Genomic DNA, 19,114 nt, shown 5'->3' on the forward strand with positions numbered 1-19,114 from the left:
CGATCGACCGCGGCTAGAAAAGTTGAGTTACGCAGTCAAGTTTAGGCCGATTCGACAATACCGGCAACACCGCGCGGTCGGCGTCGCAGGATTTGTCGGCGAATACCCTCGGCATCCAGACCGCATTCCGCCAGCAATTGCTTGTGGTCGCCGTGTTCAATGAACGTGTCCGGCAGGCCGAGATTGAGCAGCTCCGGCTGTAGACCGGCGGCGGCGATACATTCGTTGACGCCGCTGCCAGCCCCACCGGCAATGACATTCTCCTCGACCGTTACGATGAGCTTATGCGTGCGCGCGACCTCGACGATCAATTTTTCGTCGAGTGGCTTAACAAACCGCATATTGATCACGGTGGCGTTGAGCAATTCGCCGACAGCGAGCGCTGCTGGGACTAGGCTGCCAAAGGCCAGAATGGCGACCTCGCGCCCTTCGCGTCGCACCTCGGCCTGACCGATCGGTAGGGTGGTCAGTGCGCGGCTCGGTTTAACGCCTGGGCCGGTGCCGCGCGGATAACGGACCGCGGTCGGGCCGTTGTATTGGTAGCCGGTGGTTAGCATCGCCCGGCATTCTTCTTCATCGGCCGGCGTCATGATGACCATGTTCGGGATGCAGCGCAGGAACGATAAATCGAACGCGCCGGCATGGGTCGCACCGTCGGCGCCGACGAGACCGGCACGGTCGATAGCGAGCAGCACCGGCAGATTTTGCAGTGCGATGTCGTGGATCAGTTGGTCATAGGCGCGTTGTAGGAACGTCGAGTAAATCGCGACGACCGGTTTTAATCCGTCACAAGCGAGGCCGGCGGCAAATGTCAGCGCATGTTGCTCGGCAATGCCAACGTCGAAGTAGCGCCCGGGAAAGCGTTTAGAAAATTCCACTAGGCCCGAGCCTTCGCACATCGCCGGTGTGACGCCGACGAGCTGCTGATCCTGAGCGGCCATGTCGCACAGCCAGTCGCTGAAGACTTGCGTATAAGTTTTACCGGACGGTTTCTTCTCGATCTTGCCAGTTTCTGGGTCGAACGGTGTGATCCCGTGGTAGAGGCACGGGTCGGCCTCGGCCGGTTCGTAGCCTTTGCCTTTACGCGTAACGACATGCAGGAAACGCGGGCCTTTCAACTTGCGCAGATTCCGTAGGGTCGTAACGAGCGTATGCAGGTCGTGGCCGTCGATCGGCCCGAAGTAGTGGAAGCCCAGCTCTTCGAACAGCGTGCTCGGCATAAGCATGCCTTTCATGTGTTCCTCGGCGCGCTTGGCGAATTCGAGCACCGGCGGCACCGACGACAACACGCTCTTCGAGCCTTCGCGCACGCTGCTAAAAAAACGACCGGAAAGAATACGGGCGAGATAGTTCGACATGGCGCCGACGTTCGGCGAGATCGACATGTCATTGTCGTTTAGGACGACCAATACATCGGCGTCCATATCACCGGCATTGTTCAACGCCTCGTAGGCCATGCCGGCGGACAACGCACCGTCGCCGATGATAGCGACGGCGTGTTGATCGAGCCCCTGACGCGCGGCGGCGACTGCCATACCAAGAGCGGCGCTAATCGAGGTGCTTGAATGGCCGGCGCCGAAGGTGTCGTAAATACTTTCATCGCGCCGCAAGAATCCGGACAGACCGTCTTTTTGTCGCAGTGTGCCCATGCGCTGGCGGCGACCGGTTAATACTTTATGCGGGTAGGCCTGATGGCCGACGTCCCAAACCAGGCGATCGTGCGGCGTGTTATAGACGTAGTGCAGCGCGATCGTCAGCTCGACCGTGCCAAGACCCGCCGCCAGATGGCCGCCGGTCTTCGAGACCGTCTCTATTAAGAAGCGCCTTAATTCGTCGGCAAGCGTGACGAGATCCGCCTCGTCGAGATTGCGCAGCTCGCTCGGCGTATCGATGCCTTCGAGTAGGGGGTAGTTTAGGTTAGGCGCGTTAGTCATTGGCGGCGTTCGACAATATAGCGGGCAAGATCGCTCAATAAGCGCGCATTATCGCCCAAAGGCTTTAGGCTTTCGAGGGCGAGCGTTAAAAGCTCCTGCGCCCGCGCTTTTGCCGCCGGTAAGCCGAGAACCGATGGGTAGGTCGGTTTGCCGCGGGCGCGGTCGGCGCCGGCGGTTTTGCCTAAAGTGGCGGTTTCTTCTTCTTCGTCGAGCACATCATCGACAATCTGAAATGCCAGGCCCACGGCCCAGCCGTAGCGATCGAGTGCCGCCAACACGGCGGGTTCGACCGGCGTTGCTGCCCAGGCGCCGAGCATAACGGCGGCATGAATGAGCGCGCCGGTCTTGCGGCGATGCATGTCTTCAAGTTCGGTCGGCGTAAGCACGCGGCCGACGGCACCGAGGTCGATGGCTTGGCCGCCGGCCATTCCTTGGGCGCCGATCGCGCGTGCGAGCAATCGGGTCATGACCAATCGCCGCGGATCGTCGCGCTCGGCCAAAATCTCGAACGCCAGGCCCTGCAGCGCGTCGCCGGCGAGCAGTGCCGTTGCTTCGTCGAAGGCGCGATGACAAGTTGGTTTACCGCGGCGTAGATCGTCGTTGTCCATGCACGGCAGATCGTCGTGAATCAGCGAATAACTGTGAATCATTTCGACGGCACAGGCGGCATCGTCCAGCGTCGTGCTGTCGGCGCCGAGCGCTTCACCAGTGACGTAAATCAAGCAGGCGCGGATACGTTTGCCGCCGTTCAGCGTGGCGTAGCTCATCGCTTGCAACAAGCGCGCCGCCGGCGGCTCGGCCGCCGGCAAGCGCATTGCTAACGCCTGCTCGGCACGCAGTTGCAGGCGTTTCAGAGTATCGTGCAATGGCGACAAGCGCGGCTCGGTGGACTTAGCTAGGGGTTTCGTCATTGCCCACCAGCGGTTCCGCTTTCAGCTCGCCGCCTTCGCGTATCAGCTTCTCGACGCGTTGTTCGGCGTCTTTGAGACCTTGCTGGCAGGCGCGCGTCAGCTCAACGCCACGCTGGAACGCGGCCAGCGACTCTTCCAGCGTTTGCTCGCCCGATTCCATTTTGTGGACGATGCGTTCGAGCTCGGCAAGCGCGGCCTCGAAGTCGGGCGCCGGCGGCGTGGGGGATTTTTTGGCCATGAGTTTTCGGCAGATTGGGCGGCGCAACGCTAACGCGTGGGGGAACGGCCGTCAATCGTAAGGGTGGTTTCAACCGGGCAAATGAATACACTGAGCCGGCGTTAGCGTAGTTCGAGTACCGATCACATCATGATGCGTGACAACTGGGAGATACTTAAATGAGCACAAAAACGAATATGAAACGTTGGCTGCTTGCCGCTTTAGGGGCTTTTGTCATGTATGTCGTATTGCAGACGGTATTACATGGAATGCTGTTGAGCGATCTCTACCAGCAAACCGCATCGGTCTGGCGCAGCGAGACGGAGATGCAGCGGTTGATGTGGGTGTTGTGGCTGTCGTATTTAATTGCGTCGCTGGCGTTCGCTTTTATCTATACCAAAGGCTACGAGCCGGGCAAAAGCGGCTTAGGTCAGGGTCTGCGGTTTGGTTTTTTGATGGGCCTGTTTATAGCGAGCTTGCAGAGTCTCGGACACTATTTTTCGCTGCCGGTACCGTGCGAGCTAGTGATTTATTGGTTTGTCGGTGGGCTTGTTATCACCACCATCACGGGTGGCGTAGTCGGTCTGATTTATCGTAAATAGGGCCAAACGAACCGGGCGACGGCAGCTACTCCCGTCGCCCGTCCCTGGCTGCCTAATCATCCATGCGAGCTTTATCTCTGTACTTAGTCACGGCGCATATTGTCGGTGGTGCTGCGCGCATCGTTTATCGTCGCAGTGATAGCGTTGGCGGCGCCGTCTTCACCCTTACTGCGGCGAACGACATCTTCTAAGGTGATGCCTTTCAGAAAACCGTGGAATACTTTGCTTAGGTCTCCCCACATTTCGGCCGTCGGGCTGTGATCTTGGCCTAGGCTCCGGCGCGGCGCAGCTTCATCGGCACCGTCCACGGCTTCAACGATATCGGCGAGGCTGATGTCGCTTGCCGGACGAGTCAGGATATAGCCGCCACCCGGTCCACGCACGCCTTGCACGAGACCGCCACGACGCAGGTAAGCGAAGAGTTGTTCGAGATACGAAACGGAAATTCCTTGTTCTTCGGAAAGATCAGCCACGTTCAACGGACCATCCTTATAATGCAGTGCGAGACTCAACGTGGCAGTAACTGCAGACTGAGCTTTAGTCGACATTCTCATAAAGGCACCTTTCTAATTGGTAAATCGCCTAGTGGCGATGGTTTACAACATGGGCACGATAAGCGTTCGCTTTCACAAGCCGGCGCTATGCACCCTCCATGAGCGAGGCAAGGCGTGGCGCCTCATCCTCGGTAAAATCGGTTCGAACGGAAAATAATTGGGGTCGCCCATCGATCTCATGCGCCTTCTGTTCGGTGTTCTGCCGCGACAGCAACAACATGACGAGCGTGCGAAAGGCAGTGACGTCGTATTGATCGAACATGAGTCCGGCACCATCGCCGGTCAGGCGTACCACAATTGCAGGAAGACGATAGACCCGCGTATTACCTTCGGTGTCGAGCAATAACACCAGCTCGACTGGCGCATTCATCCGCAGCGCAGTTGCCTCGGTCTTCACGAATAGGCCGCCAATGCTGACGTCACCTATTTGTCCAGGTAAAAGAGACATCGGCTGATTGTCGATGACCACATTGACTTCAACGGGCTTGCGAGTGCCCCAACGGCGTTCCATTCCCATGTGACCCTCCAATGGCTCAGGATGAATCTGTGTTTGTCACCCTGAAAAATGATTTCCCCCGAAGCACCCCAGGCGCTTCTTACACGTACGGCTTAGAAGGGGTTCCTAAAGTTACGTAACAATGCGGGTTTTATACGCGAAGGCTAATGCCCCCGACATTGGGAGATATACCATGAGAATTCAGGGTTTCCCCCTAAGGTCTTCTCGAGGAAGCACCATGCGCATAAGTTCAGCAAGGCTCCGGGCCTGCAGTTTTTGCATCATATTCGCCCGGTGTGCTTCAACGGTCTTTTGGCTGATATGGCGTTCGGCGGCAATGACCTTATTGGACTTACCTGAAATAACGTCGCGCAGAATCTCCTGCTCACGCGGGGTGAGTAGGGCGAAGCGGGCGGCCAAATTAGCTCGCTCGGCGTTGTGGGCTTTTTGGCGCCGGGCTTCGCCGATGCACTGATTGATCCGATCAAGCAGGGCTTCTTCACTGAACGGTTTGGTCAGAAAGTCGACCGCGCCGGAACGCATGGCACTGACCGCGTTTTGAACCGTGCCATGCGCCGTGATGAAAATAATCCCAATGGGAATTCGGCGGCTAATTAGCTGTTTTTGCAGGGCCATTCCGTTCATGCCCGGCATGCGGATATCGAGCACCAGACATCCGCCGCGGCCAGAGTCGTAAGCCGTCAAGAAGTCCTCGGCACTGGCGAATGTTTCCACCCGCAAGCCCGCGCCTTCAATCATCCAACGCAACGAATCGCGGACGGCGGCGTCGTCGTCAACGACGTAAACAGTTATCTCATCATCCATGTGCAGGCATCTCGGTGGGGACCGTAAAACGGAATGTCACTCCACGGTCGGGATTAGCCGTGACCCACAGCCGGCCACCGTGTGTCTCAATAATACTGCGGCTAACCGCCAACCCCAGACCGATTCCATCCGGTTTGGTGGTGAAGAACGGTTCGAACAGCTTGGCGCGTAATCGCGGCGGTAGGCCAGGACCGGTATCGCTGACAGATACCTCAATGGCTCCTTCGTGGTCGAGTGCGGTACGCAATTTGAGTTCGCGCGCCGGGCCATCGGCATCGGCCAAGGCCTCGGCGCCATTGCGCAATAAATTTAGGATCACTTGTTCGATTTGGATACTATCGACGCATGCCGGCGGCAACTCGCGCGATAGATCGAAGGCAATGGCGATGCCGCGCGTGCGTGTCTCGCCGATAGCGAGCGCCGCTGCCTGAGTAACGAGCTCGTTAATGTTGGTTGTCACGCGTGTGGCGTCGCGTCGTGCCAGGAAACGACGTAGATGCAGCAACACATCGGCTGTCCGCTGCGCTTGCGCGACGATCTGTTGCAGCGATTCTAACAGGGCTGGTTGTGCGACTTCAGCGGTACGAACGCGGCGCACGCAACCGTTGGCGTAGTTGACGATCGCGGTCAATGGTTGGCTGATTTCATGCGCTAAGCTCGACACCATTTCGCCGATGATGCTGACCCTTGCCGTATGCGCCAGCTGCTCTTTATGTAATTGCAGTTCTTCTTCGGCGCGTTTCTTTTCAGTGATGTCGCGGCCAGTGGCGACGAAGTGGGTAATGTGCCCGCTGGCGTCGGTTAGCGGCGCCACGGCGATTTCGGCATGAAACTGCGCCCCATCTTTGCGGCGGCTGACAACCTCGTCGCGAAATGACTCGCCGCGCTGCACGGTTTCCCACAGCCGCTGATAGAGGTTGAGGTCGTGACCGTCGCAGCGCAACATTGCCGGTGTTTGTTCACGCATGTCGGTGGCCGCGTAGCCGGTGATGCGGCTGAACGCGGGGTTCACATACTCCACTCGACCGTTCTGGTCGAGAATCATGACGGCGTCCGCCGTCTGCTGAACGGCACTCGAGAACATCTGCATTTCTTCTTGTGTCTGCCGGCGCCAGTTGATTTCCTGCGCCAGCTTACGATTTAGCCAGGACACATAAACCGTGCCGGCCAGCATTGCTGCCAGCGCCACCAGTCCGATCAGCACTGTCAGCTGATTGTCGTTGGCAAAGGCGCTGAAGTTGGTTCGTCGTTGGTGCTCGTAGCGGCCGAGCTGCAGTTCTTGGTACAGCGTCTCCATCGGCCGATAAGAGCGGGCGACGGTCCAGCCGACATAACCGCCGACACGCGCGGCGGGGTCGTTGTCTGACATCTTAAGCAATGCGCTAGCGACCCGGCGTACCAGATGTTCGGGCGTATGCTCGGCGGCGGCCAACGGCCATTCAGGATAGAGCTCGGTGCTATGTACCAGCGGAAAATGGAACGAGTGCTGTTCGTTGAGCACGCGGAACATCGAACGTTGGATGCGTCCTTCGCTCACCATCTGCTCGAGCGTGCCGGTCGGGACGGCGCCGGCATCGACTTGACCGTCGCGCACGGCGAAAACAATTTGCTCGGGCTCGCGTTCGCGTATGACCTGAAAGAAGTGGCGCGACGGAACGATACCTTGCGCCCGCAATTCATGCCGGACTAAGTGATACGTGCTGAATGGTTCACTGGTCGACATGAAAGATTTTTGTTTCAGGTCGGAAAGCGTATTGATATCCGTGCGATCGGCGCGCACTAAAATGGTCGCGCCGAAGTCGGCGTAGGCACCGTCTTGATGGCGAACAACGCGAGTGACAACTGCGCTGGCGTCGAACAAGCTCTCAAGATCGATAAAGTGGCCTGGATCGGTCAACGCGAAATCAAGTTTCTGCTCTTCCATGGCGGCATATAACTGATCCTCGTTGAGCGTAACGATGGCAAAGTGATGCTCGGGTATCAGTCGATTGAGATAGTCGGCGGTAGCCGACCACTGTGCCTGCATCGCCGCAGCGTCGTTTTCGGTCGACAGTACGCCTATCTCGACATCGTGATCGGTAAACGCGCCGCTGAAAGTGACGAGCCACAGACCAAGGGTGATGAGTAGACGTTTACTGAAACAACGCATGGCGTTTCCGCCCGGCAGGATGATGTTGCGCTCCGCAGTATGCGCCATTAGAGGTCGTGCGCTTCTTCCTTTGAGCGCCGGCGCGCGGAGGACGGTTGGTGGTTAATGGTGTGCATGCGCGGCACCGTGTCACGGGCAGTCGTGTGGGCAAACTTTCGCGACAGCGCGGCGAGGGTCGCCGCCTCGACATTTTTGAATCTCAAACCGATGTGCGCCTCTTGAGTTCGCATCACGATGGCGGTCAGACGATGTAATCTCGTTGTATCCCCATCTTTTATCTGCAGAATAAGTTCGACCGGAGTGTCTGCATTAAGAGAACACTGACACTGCACGAGCGCACCGCCACTACTGATATTCAATAAGTGTCCACTGAAAAGACCGCCTGGATGACAGGTAATCGTTACGTCGCCGTCGATTGATCGGCGGGTGGCCCATCGGTGTTCCAGTCTCATGTCTATGTCCCCGGAAAGAGAAAGCAAACTAGGTCATTCCCTGGATCCTAAGGGAAAATCATGATCTTAATATGCGAGCGATCAGGGAACCACCATAGGGGTTTCCCCCAACTTCAGACGACGGTTTGCCTTTTGTCCGACAAACGGCACTTCCCGCAGGCTCAACGGTAGTACTGCTTTTCTATTCGAGTGGCCCCTTGGCCAGTGGTGCAACAGCGCTGCGTATGTGGGATTCGGACAGTTGTGATGAGCACCGTTCAATAAAACGGTAGGCGAAGTCGCGCAGATAGTGATTTTTACGCACCGCGATTTTTGTCGTGTTTTGCGGAAAATTATCGGCACCGTCGAGCAAGCGAAGATTAGTATCGCGGGCGGGATCGAATGCCATTGACGCGATGATGCCAATGCCGAGTCCTAGCTCGACGTAGGTTTTAATGACATCGGCATCGCCACTGAGTAGCATCGAAACGATTTCGTTGGGACTCGCTTGGTGCAGCACCAAATGCACGCGTGGAAATTGCGTCTTGAAAGCTTTGACTATCTTTGGCAGGGCATAGCGCGCTTGTGTGTGTTGTGGCGATGCTCAAGTGACCTTGGTCGCGCTGTGAGAATTGCTCGGCGATGCGCTTAATATTTTTGGCATCGAGCAATATTCGGCAATGTCACGTGCCAGAAGATGCTAAAGCCCGGCGCGCTCAGCACCATCGCCGCTTCTTCCTCTTCCCATCCCTGCGCTTCCATCAACGGAATCAGCTCGCGAGCGATGAATGGAAAGGTGACGAAGATCGTCGCTAGCACGATGCCGGATACGGCGAAGATGATCTTAAGGTCGTGCGCGCCGCTAAGCTCGGCTGCGTCAGGCCCGGGCGTACTGCCACTAAAAATTTAAACTGGCGCGTAACGCCGGTCAGACTGGAGGCGACCACCCACGGGTCTTCGCACGAGCGTCCGGTCGGCAATAGCACGCCGTCGTAGCCGAGCGTGTCGGCAGCGACGGCGATCTGTTTCACGTAGTCATAGTTGACCTCGCGCGCCCCTTCGCAAAGTTCTAGCCGTATCGGCACGTAAAAAATTTTCGGCAATTTTCTGTTGCTCAGCCAACACCACTGGGCTTACCGGTTTGGTGCCGTAGCTCAGGCGCGAGACGGCGAGGCCGATGATGTCGGCGTTCAATCCGGTCTGACCGACCAGGAGATCGGTCGCTTCTTGCGGATGCACCGCTGCCCATTTATCGAGCTTGGCAAGCTTATCGAGCGTCGCCGCGATGATGTCCGGTCGGCGATCGGCATATGGACGCGCCGCTAGGAAGAACACGTGGTTCGATACGACGCCGGTACCGTCAGCGAGCACGCGCGCACCGAGTTGCTTCTGGGCCGCGGCGAGGAACGGATCCCAGATGACCCACGCATCTACCGCGCCACGTTCGAACGCCGCACGTGCGTCGGCCGGCGCGAGATACGAAACCTGTACGTCGTTGTAAGCGATGCCGACTTGCTCCAGCGCCTTCACTAACAGGTAGTGCACATTCGAGCCTTTGTTCAGCACGACCCGCTTGCCTTTGAGATCGGCGACCGATTTGAGCGCTGAATCCTTCGGCACGATGATCGCTTCGCTGGTCGGTGCCGGCGGTACGTTACCGACGTACACGAGATCGGCACCGGCGGCTTGCGCGAAGATCGGCGGCGCTTCGCCGACGAGGCCGAAGTCGATTGTGCCGACGTTGAGGCCTTCGAGGAGTTGCGGACCGGCCGGGAACTCGGTCCATTTAACGTCGACGTTAAGCGCCGCCAGTCGTTGCTCGAGTGTGCCGCGCGCCTTGAGCAGCACTAGCGTGCCGAATTTTTGATAGCCGATGTGCAGTTGCTCATGCGGCTTGGACGCTGCGCGCAAGGATCAAGCCGAGTGCGACAACGGCTCTGGCAACCGGTTGCGTCCATTGGCGCAACTCTGTATTCGAACGATTCATGGTGGGACTCCTTATTTAATTAATTGCAGATAGCCGAACAGAACCATTCCCTCCCCCTGAGGGGGAGGGGAAGTCGGTGAAAATCTTTATTTAGATGATGGGCAACATCGTGCTCGTGAGAGCAAATCGATCTTGGCAACGGCGGAAGCGGTTGAGGGACTAACGTACCGCCGCCGCTCACCGATAACTTCGAGCAAGCTCGCAGATTGCGGTTGGGTTGGACTATCGATGAGTAGCGGCGTCATGACGGCTTTCCTTAGCGATTCCTGGCGATTACGACTTACCGAGTTGCGTACTGATTTGGTCGAAGATGCCGTTGTCGTCGAAGTGCGTCTTCTGCGCTTTGGTCCAACCGCCGAAAACCTCGTCGATCGTGAACAGCTTCACCGGCACGAATTGCTTGCCGCGCTTGTCGACAACCTTATCAACGATTGCCACCGGCGGTTCCGCCAGAATCGACAGCGACGGCGTGATGATGTCGAACTTATCCGGGCCGAGTTCCTTAACCGACAAGTAAGCCTCGTTTTCCCAAGCGATCAACACGTCGCCGATGCCACGCTCGACGAAAGTTGTGGTCGCGCCGCGCGCGCCGGAGTCGAGCACCTTCACGTTCTTGTAGACCTGCGTAACGAAATCACGCGCCTTAGTCTCGTTACCGCCAGGCTGTTTTAACGCATAATCCCAAGCGGCGAGATAGTTCCAGCGCGCGCCGCCGGACGTCTTCGGGTTCGGTGTGATGACGTCGATGCCGGGCTTCGCGAGATCAGTCCAGTCCTTGATGCCCTTCGGGTTGCCCTTGCGCACCAGGAAGACGATGGTGGAGGTGTACGGCGTGCTCGCTTGCGGCAACTTCTTCTGCCAGCCGTCTTTAAACCGCATATTCGAACGTATTGGCAGGAAAAGGGCGGGGGTGAGCCTGGGTTAGCGGCGGAAATCGCCGCAAAAAACACGTACTCGCCGGAGCTACGTTGCAATCCTATAGTTAAGAGATGAACCGACAGGTACGGAAGGGCACCGACGTATGGGTAAGCTAGTCATCAAATTCCAAGGCAAGTTGATCGGCGAAGTGAACCTGAAACTGGGCGATACGAAAATCGGTCGCAAAGTTGGCTGCGATATCGTCCTCAACGACAACGCCATCAGCGGCGAGCATGCCGTGGTCAAAACGGTGGGCATGAAATCCTCGATTCAGGATCTCGGCAGCACCAACGGTACCTTCATCGAGAACAAACGTGTGCAGCAGCACGAGCTCAAGCACGGCGAGTCGGTCATCATCGGCGGACACACCTTAATATATCGCGACGACCTGAATCTCGACGTACCGGTGCTCGGCAAGCAACCGGCGCCCGCTGTACCGCCGCCGGCGCCGCAGGAAAAAACTACGGTCATGATGTCGTTCGGTCAGTTGTTGGTGATCGACGGCAAGGACAAGGGTAAACGTTTGCCGCTGGTCAAAGAAGAAGTTGTGATCGACAACCCGGGTAAAGGTCCGGCACGCATCATTCGCACCTCCGAAGGTTACGTGTTGCAAGCGGGAATTGGGCCGGGCGAGCCGCGATTAAATGACAGACCGGTGCCGCCGGGCGGTCAGTTGCTGGAGAAAGGCGATGTGATCGAAGTGGCGGGAGCGAAGTTTCAGTTCTTTGGATGATTAACATCAAACCGTAGCCCGAAGCGAAGCGCAATCCGGGGCTGCGTTTCCCGGATGGAGGCGCTTCGCGCCTCCATCCGCGCTACAAACTGGTGTACGGCCTCCGCCCAAAAAAAATCCCCGACCAACATCGATCGGGGATTTTTACTTGGTGGAGGTGGCGGGAATTGAACCCGCGTCCGCAAGTCCTACATCGCCAGTTCTACATGCGTAGTCTGTCTAGAATTTAACACACCGCTCCCCGACAGACAGGGTAGTCGATGCGCTTAGCCTGCTTGGATTTAACGTTGACTCAACAGGCACGAGCCACCGCGATCCCATGTATTTGACCCCTCGACCCCAACCCATAGGAGAAACCGGGCGAGAGGCTAGCGGGGATTAAGCCGCTAGAGCGTAGTTGTCGTCGTTGGCAACTATGTGTTTGCAGCTGGATTTACGAGGAGATCTGCACCTCGGCATGCTCCAGAGGTTTCGTAACCCACGTCGAAGCCGTGTCACCCCCTGTGAACGGATATTAGGGACTGGCCCCCGGTAATACAAGGTATATAGACCGGGGAATGGCGGCGGCGTTCCCGGCGTCGGATAAACAGCGCTTGCCGCCGCTCGATGACAACGAGTGGCTTAGGGTAGTCGTGTTATCGACGAGGTTTGGTAACTGACATTGCTTGTTTCAGCACGTCGATCAATTCTTCCAAGCGCACCGGCTTTAACAAATGATGGTCAAACCCGGCCTGCTGCACCTGTTGCACATCGTTGGCATGGCCATAGCCGGTGACGGCGACCAGCAGCGGACGTGGGTTCGATGCATTTTGTTTGATTTGGCTCGCCACTTCATACAAAGAAATTAGCTAATGCTGGCAATTACCCGGTTATCGAGCGTCAACGCGACTTCAGGGCGCGCGCCACTTCGCGTTCCGCCTCACGGCTCTTGAGGTCGGCGCGTTTGTCGTGCTGTTGTTTACCGCGGGCAAGACCGACCTCGATCTTTGCGCGACCGCGTTTCCAATACAACGATAGAGGTACCATGGTATAGCCGCGACGTTCGACCGCACCGATGAGCTTGCTGATCTCTTCGCGGTGCAATAGCAACTTGCGCGCGCGGGTCGGGTTCGGATGGATGTGGGTCGAGGCCGACGTTAACGGCGAGAAGTGTGCGCCAATCAGAAAGACCTCGCTGCCTTCGACGGTGACGTAGCCTTCCTTCAATTGTGCGCGACCGGCGCGCAGGCTCTTGACCTCCCAGCCTTGCAGCACCAGGCCGGCCTCGTATTTCTGCTCGATAAAGTAGTCATGCCGCGCCTTGCGATTCTGGGCGATCGAGGCGGGGGTCTTTTCTTTCTTTTGGCTCATGGGTGCAACATCAGATCAACGCGGGCGCCATATTATAGGTGTGCCTGCCCCCGTGTCCTTGTTTCTTAAATTGTGATCGAAAACTCTCGCTCGGCCTATGGACAGGCGGTCCAGCGCGTGCCAGATTCTGCGCCGCCCGTGTCCCGGGAAGCAGCGGCTATTATTCTTAAATATAGAACTATTCGTTAGGGGGTAAACGCATGCCGGGGTTGAGTCGTCGCAGTCGCAAGAGCGCAGCTGCCCCCGTTGCCCATTCCGCCGATATCGCTGGTTCCGTCGGTTCCAAGCGTTGGTCCGACACCTTCACGTTCGTGCTGGCATTGACCGGCGCCGCCATTACCTTCAAGACCCTCTGGCAGTTTCCCTATCTCGTGAGCGAGAACGGCGGTGGTGCGTTCATCTTGATTTATTTGTTGCTGGCATTTCTCGTCGGTGCGCCGTTGTTGATTGCGGAAGTGATGCTGGGGCGGCGCGCACATGCGTCACCGATCACGGCGCTTGCCGATTTAGGCCGGGGCGCGCGTGGCGGTCGACATTGGGCGCTGCTGGGGTGGTTGACGGTACTCGGTGGGTTTATCGTTTTCTCTTATTTAAGCGTGGTCGCCGGTTGGGCCATCGGCTACTTCGTGCGCACGGTATTCGGCGTGATGACCGGGCTTACCGCCGACGGTATCGCCAGCGTGTTCACCGGCTTCGTGCGCGATCCGGAAAAACAGATTTTCTGGTACAGCCTGTTCATTACGACGACACTGACGATTACCGCCGGTGGCCTGCGCCGGCGGCTCGAGCCGACGATTCGGGTATTGGTACCGTTACTGTTAGTGGCGCTGCTGACGCTCGCCGGTTATGCGCTCAGCGTCGGTAATTTTCGCGACGCCGCAACGTTTTTGTTTACGCCCGATTTCGCCAAGCTGTCGCCGGTCGCCTGGCTGGCGGCGTTGGCGCAGGTATTTTTCAGTCTCGGTCTCGGCACGGGTATGGCGATGATGTACGGCGCCTATCTCGATCGGGAGGCATCGATCGCGCGCGCGGCGTTGACGGTCGTCGGGCTGGATGCATTGATCGCGGTGTTCGGCAGTGTCATTGTCTTTGCCGTTTTGTTGGGCGGCGGCGTAGCGCCGACTTCCGGCCCTAGTTTGGTGTTCCAGGCGTTGCCGTTGGCGTTCGACCATTTGCCGTACGGCAGATGGTTCGGCAGCTTGTTCTTCGCGCTAATCGTCATGATTGCGTTGGCGACGGCGATCGCGCTGATCGAGCCGGTGATCGCCTGGATGACCGAGCGGTTTGGTATCGCCCGCCGGCGCGCGGCGATCGTGGTTGGCTTGTGCGCCTGGTTGCTCGGGCTGGTGTCGCTATTTTCATTCAACTATTGGGCGTTCTCGTTTAAATTTTTCGGCATGGAAAAACAGATCGGCGCGTTCGACGTGCTGCAAATCCTCACCGCTCAAGGCATGTTGCCGCTGGCCGGTTTAGCGCTGGCGCTATTCGCCGGCTGGTTTCTGCCGGTCGACAATGCCCGTGCTGATTTAGCGTTGCGCTCGTCGTGCGCGTTTGATGCTTGGCTGTGGTTGTTGCGCCTCGTCGTGCCGCCGTTATTGCTGCTGTTGTTCGTCAGCCTATCGATCATCTACGCGTGACCGCCATCCATCGTTCGGCGTTGGTGCCTTATAGCGATCACGAGATGTACGAGCTGGTTGCCGACATTCTGTCGTATCCGAAATTTCTGCCGTGGTGCGGTGACACGCGCGTCCTCAAACAAAGCGAAGACATTGTCGAAGCCGCTATCACTATCGCCTATCACGGTGTGCACAAGACTTTCGTCACGCGCAATCTGCTGCAGAAAGACAAGATGATGGAAATTCGGTTGCTGGAAGGACCGTTCCGTTATCTGCAAGGTTTTTGGCGTTTCGCCGCGCTCGATGCAACGTCGAGCAAGATTGCGCTCGATCTCGAATTCGAAGTCGCTAATCGACTACTCAGCGCCGTGCTGACACCGGTGTTCAGCACCATCGCCGGTCAGATGGTCGAGGCGTTTCATGCGCGCGCGAAGACGCTGTACGGACAGCGGTGAACGCGGCGATGCGGATCGAAGTCGCTTACGCGCGCGCTGACGTACAAGCGGTTGCAACGGTGCAGTTGCCCACTGGCGCCACCGTCGAGCAAGCGATCATTGCCTCCGGATTAGTCGCTCGTTTCCCGGAGATCGATCTTACGCAAGCAGCGGTGGGGATTTACGGTACGCGGGCGAAGCTGAGCGATTCGGTGGCTGACGGCGATCGGGTCGAGATTTATCGACCGTTATTGATTGACCCGAAGGAGCAACGGCGCCGTCGCGCCCGTTCGCGTTTATAACGACGGCTGTTGCGTATTCGACGATTCCGCCGAGCCGGCGATATCGGCCGGCTTGAGTGCCTCGCCTTCCCAGCGTAATAGCGCGTCGTTCTCGAAGATGGCGGCCAGACGGCGTTGCTCGGCGGGCGCGCCCATTTCTTTTTGAAACCGGTAAACGTAGTCCCAGCGGTTTTGATGGAACGGATCGTTGATCAGCGGTGTACCGAGCACGTACCGCACTTGATTTTTTGTCATGCCTGGCTTGAGCTTATCGAGCATTTCTTGTGTGACGATGTTGCCCTGTTGAACTTCCGGGCTATAGGGATGCAAGCAGCTCGATAATAATAAGAGCGCGGTGAATAAGATCCCGAGGCGATAGGCGCGCATAATTTTTGGCGTTGCTCCGCAAGTACATTTAAACTGCCTGCATCATAACCGCAACCCCGCAATTGGGTATACGCCTGCCATGCCAGACACCGACGCCGATCTTAAGAAGGCCGGCCTGAAAGCCACCACCCCGCGCCGGAAGATTCTCGAAATCCTCGAATCAGCCGAGCATCCGCACCTGACGGCGGAGGAGGTCTATCAGCGCCTGCACCAAGGCGGCGAAGATGTCGGCCTGGCCACGGTCTATCGCGTGCTCACTCAGTTCCAAGAGGCCGGCCTCGTCATTCGCCACAACTTCGAGGGCGGCCGGTCGGTGTTCGAGATCAATCAGGGTGGACATCACGACCACATGGTATGCGTCGCTTGCGGTCAGGTGTTCGAGTTCTACGACAAGGCCATCGAAGAACGGCAGCGCCACGTTGCCGAGCAGGCTGGCTTTACCATCGACGATCACGCGCTCTACCTGTTCGGCGTATGCGAAGGGATGAAGCGAAACGGCAAGTGTTCGAAGAAGTAACGCCGTCCATGTCAGCGGTAGCGTAGTCTGCGATAGTTCGGGGGCAGCGCTAGGACGACAGCGCTGCCATCAACGTTCGCGTGTTGTGCCGGAACATATCGAGGTAGGTAGCGGCCGGTCCGCTCGAATCCGACAATGCGTCGGAATACAGCGTACCGCCCACCTTGGCGCTGGTTTCTCGGGCGATCTGATCGAGCAGGCGGTGGTCCGAAATGTTCTCTAAGAATATCGCCGGAATTTTCTGCGTCTTGATCTGGCGAATGATGCTGGCAACGTCTTTTGCCGACGCTTCGCTTTCAGTATTCACTCCTTGCGGGGCGATAAACTCCAATCCATAGCTGGTCGCAAAATAGCCAAAGGCATCGTGTGAGGTAATGACGCGGCGTCGATCCGACGGTAGCTTGGCGACGTTGGCCTTTACTTCCGCGTCGAGCCGATCGATGTCAGATAGGAACTTGTTGGCGTTGGCTTCATAAGTCGCTTTCCCGAACGGATCGGCTGCGATCAATGCGTCGCGAATATTGCGGACGTAGATTTTTCCGTTGGCAAGGCTCTGCCAGGCGTGTGGATCGATGACCTTCTGTTGCTTGCCATTTTCTTCTTCCTCCATTTGATGCGGCGCAATGCCGGTCGTCGCTACGACCACCGCGCCTTTGAAGCCGGCTGATTTTTCGAGCCGGCTGATCCAGCCCTCGAATCCAAGACCATTGATGATGAGAACATTAGCGGCAGCAACGATTTTGACGTGGCCGGGTGCAGGCTGAAAGACATGGGTATCACCATTGGCTCCGACCAGCGTGCTGACCTCAACGCGGTCGCCACCCACTTGGCGCGCCATGTCGCCGAGAATACTGAACGACGCGACAACCTTGAGCTTGTTGGCAGCATGCACACTGTTCGATAGAACGAGTAACGGCGCGATAAGGGCGATCGCTCGCAGCAACAAACGTTTGTTCATGTTTCTCTACCTTTAGTTAATTAACCCTGGAGATGCTTGTGCGGGAATAGTCGCCCGATGAGGCTGCCTCGCGGGCCGAAGAGAAGCGAGACGATGTAAAAGACGCCGCTGGCGAGAATGATCGCCGGACCCGATGGCAGGTTGCCGTAATAGGACAACAGTAAACCGATGGCGCTGGCACCCAGTGCTGATGCCACCGCGACGACAATAAGTTTCGAGATGTCTTCGACCCAAAACCGTGCGGTCACCGCCGGCAACAGCATGAGCCCGACCGCCAGCAAGGTTCCGAGGGCATGGAACCCGGCGACCAGATTGAGGACGACTAGCCCAAGGAAGAAGAAGTGCGTCGGCGAGCTTGCCCGACTCACTGAGCGAAGAAACATCGGGTCCAGGCACTCCAGCACCAGCGGCCGGTAGATGACCGCCAACGCCGCCATCGTCACCGTCGCGATAGCGCCGATGAGGATGAGGGCGTTGTTGTCCAGTGCGAGCACCGTGCCGAAGAGCACGTGCAGCAGATCGATACTACTGCCGCGCATCGAAATGATCAGCACGCCTGAGGCGAGCGATATCAAGTAAAACGCCGCCAGGCTCGAGTCTTCGCGCAGTACGGTTGAGCGCGCGACGACGCCCGCGAGTAAAACGACCGTAATGCCAACGACCAGACCGCCGACCGTCATTGCGAATAACGATAGGCCGGCAATCAAATAGCCGATGGCGGCACCGGGCAAAATCGCGTGCGCCATTGCGTCGCCCATCAGACTCATGCGGCGCAGCATCAAGAAAACCCCGATGGGCGGGGCGCCAAGCGATAGCGCCAAACAACCGACGAGCGCTCGGCGCATGAAGGAAAATTCGACAAACGGCTGGGTGAGAACGTCGATCATGCGGTCTTCCGTTGCGCTTCGTGCGTGCCGCGTTCGCAAATCTCTGCGTTCTCGTCCCACGCTTCGCACAGTTGTCGGGCTTTGAAAAGATTGTCGGGGGTGAGGACAGCGTTGGTTTCGCCCCAGGCGACGAGCTCGCGTGCAAGGACCAAGGTCCGCGGGAAATGGGCGCGCACCTGCTCGAGGTCATGCAGCGCGGCGATGATGGTGCGACCTTCGGTGTGCCAGGTTAAAACGAGCTCGACCAGATCGCTGACCGTTTTGATATCGACCGCCCGGAACGGTTCATCGAGCAGAACGATGGGCGCGTTCTGCAGCAACAGACGCGCGAACAGCATGCGCTGGAATTGGCCGCCGGAAAGCGTGCCGATCATGCGCGTTTCAAATTCCTTGAGACCGACCTTCGCCAACGCGTCAAGAACGGTGCCTTTCCAATAAGCATTGATGCCGCGCCAAATTCCAAGGCGGGGCCAAAGGCCCATCGCCACGCAATCGAACACAGTGATTGGGAAACTTCGATCGAGCTCAGCCTGCTGCGGTAGATAAGCGATATCACGGGCGCGCAGCCCATGGCGCCGCATCGTGCCGTCCAACGGGCGCAGTTGTCCGGCGATGCCCTTGAGCAACGTCGACTTACCCGCGCCGTTCGGCCCGACCAAGCCGAGGAGGTCGCCGGTTTTGATTTCGCCGGAGAGATGATGCACCGCTGGATGCTGCTCGTAGCCGAAGGTGACGTTTTCAAACGAAACGACGGCAGAATTCGCTTGATGTCGGACGGGTGCTACGTTCATGCGAGCGCCCACAAGATCGCCAACCAAAGAACTGCTGATATCGCCGCAACGATCGTCAGGCGAACGAATATGCTGACGCGCAGCAGCGAAAATCCGAGCTTATTCATGATGAGATTCACCGCCACAATCAGTATTA

General features: G+C 57.7%; 21 protein-coding genes, 1 other RNA gene and 4 pseudogenes. 6 read left to right on the top strand and 20 right to left on the bottom strand.

The window, feature by feature from the left end:
* Positions 1–41: 41 nt before the first annotated feature.
* From dxs to HY308_05890, 3 genes are read right to left on the bottom strand one after another with little or no spacing between them, the layout of a single operon-like run.
* Positions 42–1,934: a 1-deoxy-D-xylulose-5-phosphate synthase gene (gene dxs, locus HY308_05880; protein ID MBI3897814.1), complete on the bottom strand. Its 1,893-nt coding sequence runs from the start codon at positions 1,932–1,934 to the stop codon at positions 42–44.
* Positions 1,931–2,845: a polyprenyl synthetase family protein gene (locus HY308_05885; protein ID MBI3897815.1), complete on the bottom strand. Its 915-nt coding sequence runs from the start codon at positions 2,843–2,845 to the stop codon at positions 1,931–1,933. The genes dxs and HY308_05885 overlap by 4 nt, the downstream gene beginning before the upstream one ends.
* Positions 2,826–3,083, bottom strand: a complete 258-nt coding sequence (locus tag HY308_05890; GenBank protein MBI3897816.1) for an exodeoxyribonuclease VII small subunit — start codon at positions 3,081–3,083, stop codon at positions 2,826–2,828. The genes HY308_05885 and HY308_05890 overlap by 20 nt, the downstream gene beginning before the upstream one ends.
* 158 nt (positions 3,084–3,241) lie before the next feature.
* Between HY308_05890 and HY308_05895 the strand changes: the two genes are divergently transcribed.
* Positions 3,242–3,664 (top strand): hypothetical protein, encoded by a 423-nt coding sequence (locus HY308_05895; protein ID MBI3897817.1) that lies wholly within the window; start codon positions 3,242–3,244, stop codon positions 3,662–3,664.
* 83 nt (positions 3,665–3,747) lie between these two features.
* Here HY308_05895 and HY308_05900 read toward each other — a convergent pair whose 3' ends face one another.
* From HY308_05900 to HY308_05945, 10 genes and pseudogenes are all read right to left on the bottom strand, one after another.
* Positions 3,748–4,218 (bottom strand): Rrf2 family transcriptional regulator, encoded by a 471-nt coding sequence (locus HY308_05900; GenBank protein ID MBI3897818.1) that lies wholly within the window; start codon positions 4,216–4,218, stop codon positions 3,748–3,750.
* 85 nt (positions 4,219–4,303) lie between these two features.
* On the bottom strand, positions 4,304–4,735 hold the full coding sequence (locus tag HY308_05905; GenBank protein ID MBI3897819.1) for a PilZ domain-containing protein: 432 nt from the start codon (positions 4,733–4,735) through the stop codon (positions 4,304–4,306).
* Positions 4,736–4,915: 180 nt separating this feature from the next.
* Positions 4,916–5,539 (bottom strand): response regulator transcription factor, encoded by a 624-nt coding sequence (locus tag HY308_05910; GenBank protein MBI3897820.1) that lies wholly within the window; start codon positions 5,537–5,539, stop codon positions 4,916–4,918.
* A complete protein-coding gene (locus HY308_05915) occupies positions 5,532–7,736 on the bottom strand; it encodes a PhnD/SsuA/transferrin family substrate-binding protein (protein ID MBI3897821.1) in 2,205 nt (734 codons plus the stop codon). The genes HY308_05910 and HY308_05915 overlap by 8 nt, the downstream gene beginning before the upstream one ends.
* Positions 7,736–8,140 (bottom strand): PilZ domain-containing protein, encoded by a 405-nt coding sequence (locus tag HY308_05920; protein ID MBI3897822.1) that lies wholly within the window; start codon positions 8,138–8,140, stop codon positions 7,736–7,738. Before HY308_05920 ends, HY308_05915 begins: the two co-directional genes overlap by 1 nt.
* Positions 8,141–8,321: 181 nt before the next feature.
* Positions 8,322–8,793, bottom strand: a pseudogene (locus HY308_05925) (hypothetical protein).
* Positions 8,789–8,977 (bottom strand): annotated as a pseudogene (cysW, locus tag HY308_05930) (sulfate/thiosulfate ABC transporter permease CysW). The pseudogenes HY308_05925 and cysW overlap by 5 nt, the downstream one beginning before the upstream one ends.
* A pseudogene (locus tag HY308_05935) lies at positions 8,971–9,237 on the bottom strand (LLM class flavin-dependent oxidoreductase). Before HY308_05935 ends, cysW begins: the two co-directional pseudogenes overlap by 7 nt.
* Positions 9,155–10,030 (bottom strand): sulfonate ABC transporter substrate-binding protein, encoded by an 876-nt coding sequence (locus HY308_05940; protein MBI3897823.1) that lies wholly within the window; start codon positions 10,028–10,030, stop codon positions 9,155–9,157. The pseudogene HY308_05935 and the gene HY308_05940 overlap by 83 nt, the downstream one beginning before the upstream one ends.
* Positions 10,031–10,379: 349 nt before the next feature.
* Positions 10,380–10,967: pseudogene (locus tag HY308_05945) on the bottom strand (sulfate ABC transporter substrate-binding protein).
* Positions 10,968–11,127: 160 nt separating this feature from the next.
* On the opposite strand from HY308_05945, the gene HY308_05950 reads away from it, so the two are divergent.
* Positions 11,128–11,757: an FHA domain-containing protein gene (locus HY308_05950; protein ID MBI3897824.1), complete on the top strand. Its 630-nt coding sequence runs from the start codon at positions 11,128–11,130 to the stop codon at positions 11,755–11,757.
* Between the two features lie 149 nt (positions 11,758–11,906).
* Here HY308_05950 and ssrA read toward each other — a convergent pair.
* The 3 genes from ssrA to smpB all read right to left on the bottom strand — a co-directional run bounded on the left by ssrA (position 11,907) and on the right by smpB (position 13,107).
* Positions 11,907–12,259: a transfer-messenger RNA gene (gene ssrA / locus HY308_05955) on the bottom strand.
* A gap of 133 nt (positions 12,260–12,392) precedes the next feature.
* Positions 12,393–12,596: a hypothetical protein gene (locus HY308_05960; GenBank protein ID MBI3897825.1), complete on the bottom strand. Its 204-nt coding sequence runs from the start codon at positions 12,594–12,596 to the stop codon at positions 12,393–12,395.
* 40 nt (positions 12,597–12,636) lie between these two features.
* Positions 12,637–13,107 carry an SsrA-binding protein SmpB gene (gene smpB, locus HY308_05965; GenBank protein ID MBI3897826.1) on the bottom strand — a complete coding sequence of 157 codons (471 nt, stop codon included), beginning with the start codon at positions 13,105–13,107 and terminating at the stop codon, positions 12,637–12,639.
* A gap of 200 nt (positions 13,108–13,307) precedes the next feature.
* Here smpB and HY308_05970 point away from each other — a divergent pair, with 200 nt between their 5' ends.
* From HY308_05970 to HY308_05980, 3 genes are read left to right on the top strand one after another with little or no spacing between them, the layout of a single operon-like run.
* A complete protein-coding gene (locus HY308_05970; GenBank protein MBI3897827.1) occupies positions 13,308–14,744 on the top strand; it encodes a sodium-dependent transporter in 1,437 nt (478 codons plus the stop codon).
* Positions 14,741–15,178, top strand: a complete 438-nt coding sequence (locus tag HY308_05975; protein MBI3897828.1) for a type II toxin-antitoxin system RatA family toxin — start codon at positions 14,741–14,743, stop codon at positions 15,176–15,178. The genes HY308_05970 and HY308_05975 overlap by 4 nt, the downstream gene beginning before the upstream one ends.
* Positions 15,179–15,186: 8 nt before the next feature.
* Positions 15,187–15,459 (top strand): RnfH family protein, encoded by a 273-nt coding sequence (locus HY308_05980; GenBank protein ID MBI3897829.1) that lies wholly within the window; start codon positions 15,187–15,189, stop codon positions 15,457–15,459.
* Here HY308_05980 and HY308_05985 read toward each other — a convergent pair.
* Complete coding sequence (locus HY308_05985; protein MBI3897830.1) at positions 15,454–15,825, bottom strand: outer membrane protein assembly factor BamE; 372 nt, start codon at positions 15,823–15,825, stop codon at positions 15,454–15,456. The two genes, HY308_05980 and HY308_05985, sit on opposite strands and share 6 nt — an antisense overlap.
* Positions 15,826–15,904: 79 nt before the next feature.
* Between HY308_05985 and fur the strand changes: the two genes are divergently transcribed.
* A complete protein-coding gene (gene fur, locus HY308_05990) occupies positions 15,905–16,342 on the top strand; it encodes a ferric iron uptake transcriptional regulator (GenBank protein ID MBI3897831.1) in 438 nt (145 codons plus the stop codon).
* 49 nt (positions 16,343–16,391) lie between these two features.
* Here fur and HY308_05995 read toward each other — a convergent pair whose 3' ends face one another.
* Genes HY308_05995 through HY308_06005 form a run of 3 tightly spaced genes read right to left on the bottom strand, consistent with a single transcriptional unit; the run spans position 16,392 to position 18,978 of the window.
* The gene (locus tag HY308_05995; protein ID MBI3897832.1) at positions 16,392–17,300 is read right to left on the bottom strand and encodes a metal ABC transporter substrate-binding protein; all 909 of its coding nucleotides are present in this window, start codon (positions 17,298–17,300) and stop codon (positions 16,392–16,394) included.
* 20 nt (positions 17,301–17,320) lie between these two features.
* Positions 17,321–18,187, bottom strand: a complete 867-nt coding sequence (locus HY308_06000; protein MBI3897833.1) for a metal ABC transporter permease — start codon at positions 18,185–18,187, stop codon at positions 17,321–17,323.
* Positions 18,184–18,978 (bottom strand): ABC transporter ATP-binding protein, encoded by a 795-nt coding sequence (locus tag HY308_06005; protein ID MBI3897834.1) that lies wholly within the window; start codon positions 18,976–18,978, stop codon positions 18,184–18,186. Before HY308_06005 ends, HY308_06000 begins: the two co-directional genes overlap by 4 nt.
* Positions 18,979–19,114: the final 136 nt, after the last annotated feature.

The sequence above is a fragment of the Gammaproteobacteria bacterium genome (genome assembly GCA_016199745.1).
In the GTDB taxonomy this organism is placed as follows: Bacteria; Pseudomonadota; Gammaproteobacteria; order Acidiferrobacterales; family Sulfurifustaceae; genus JACQFZ01.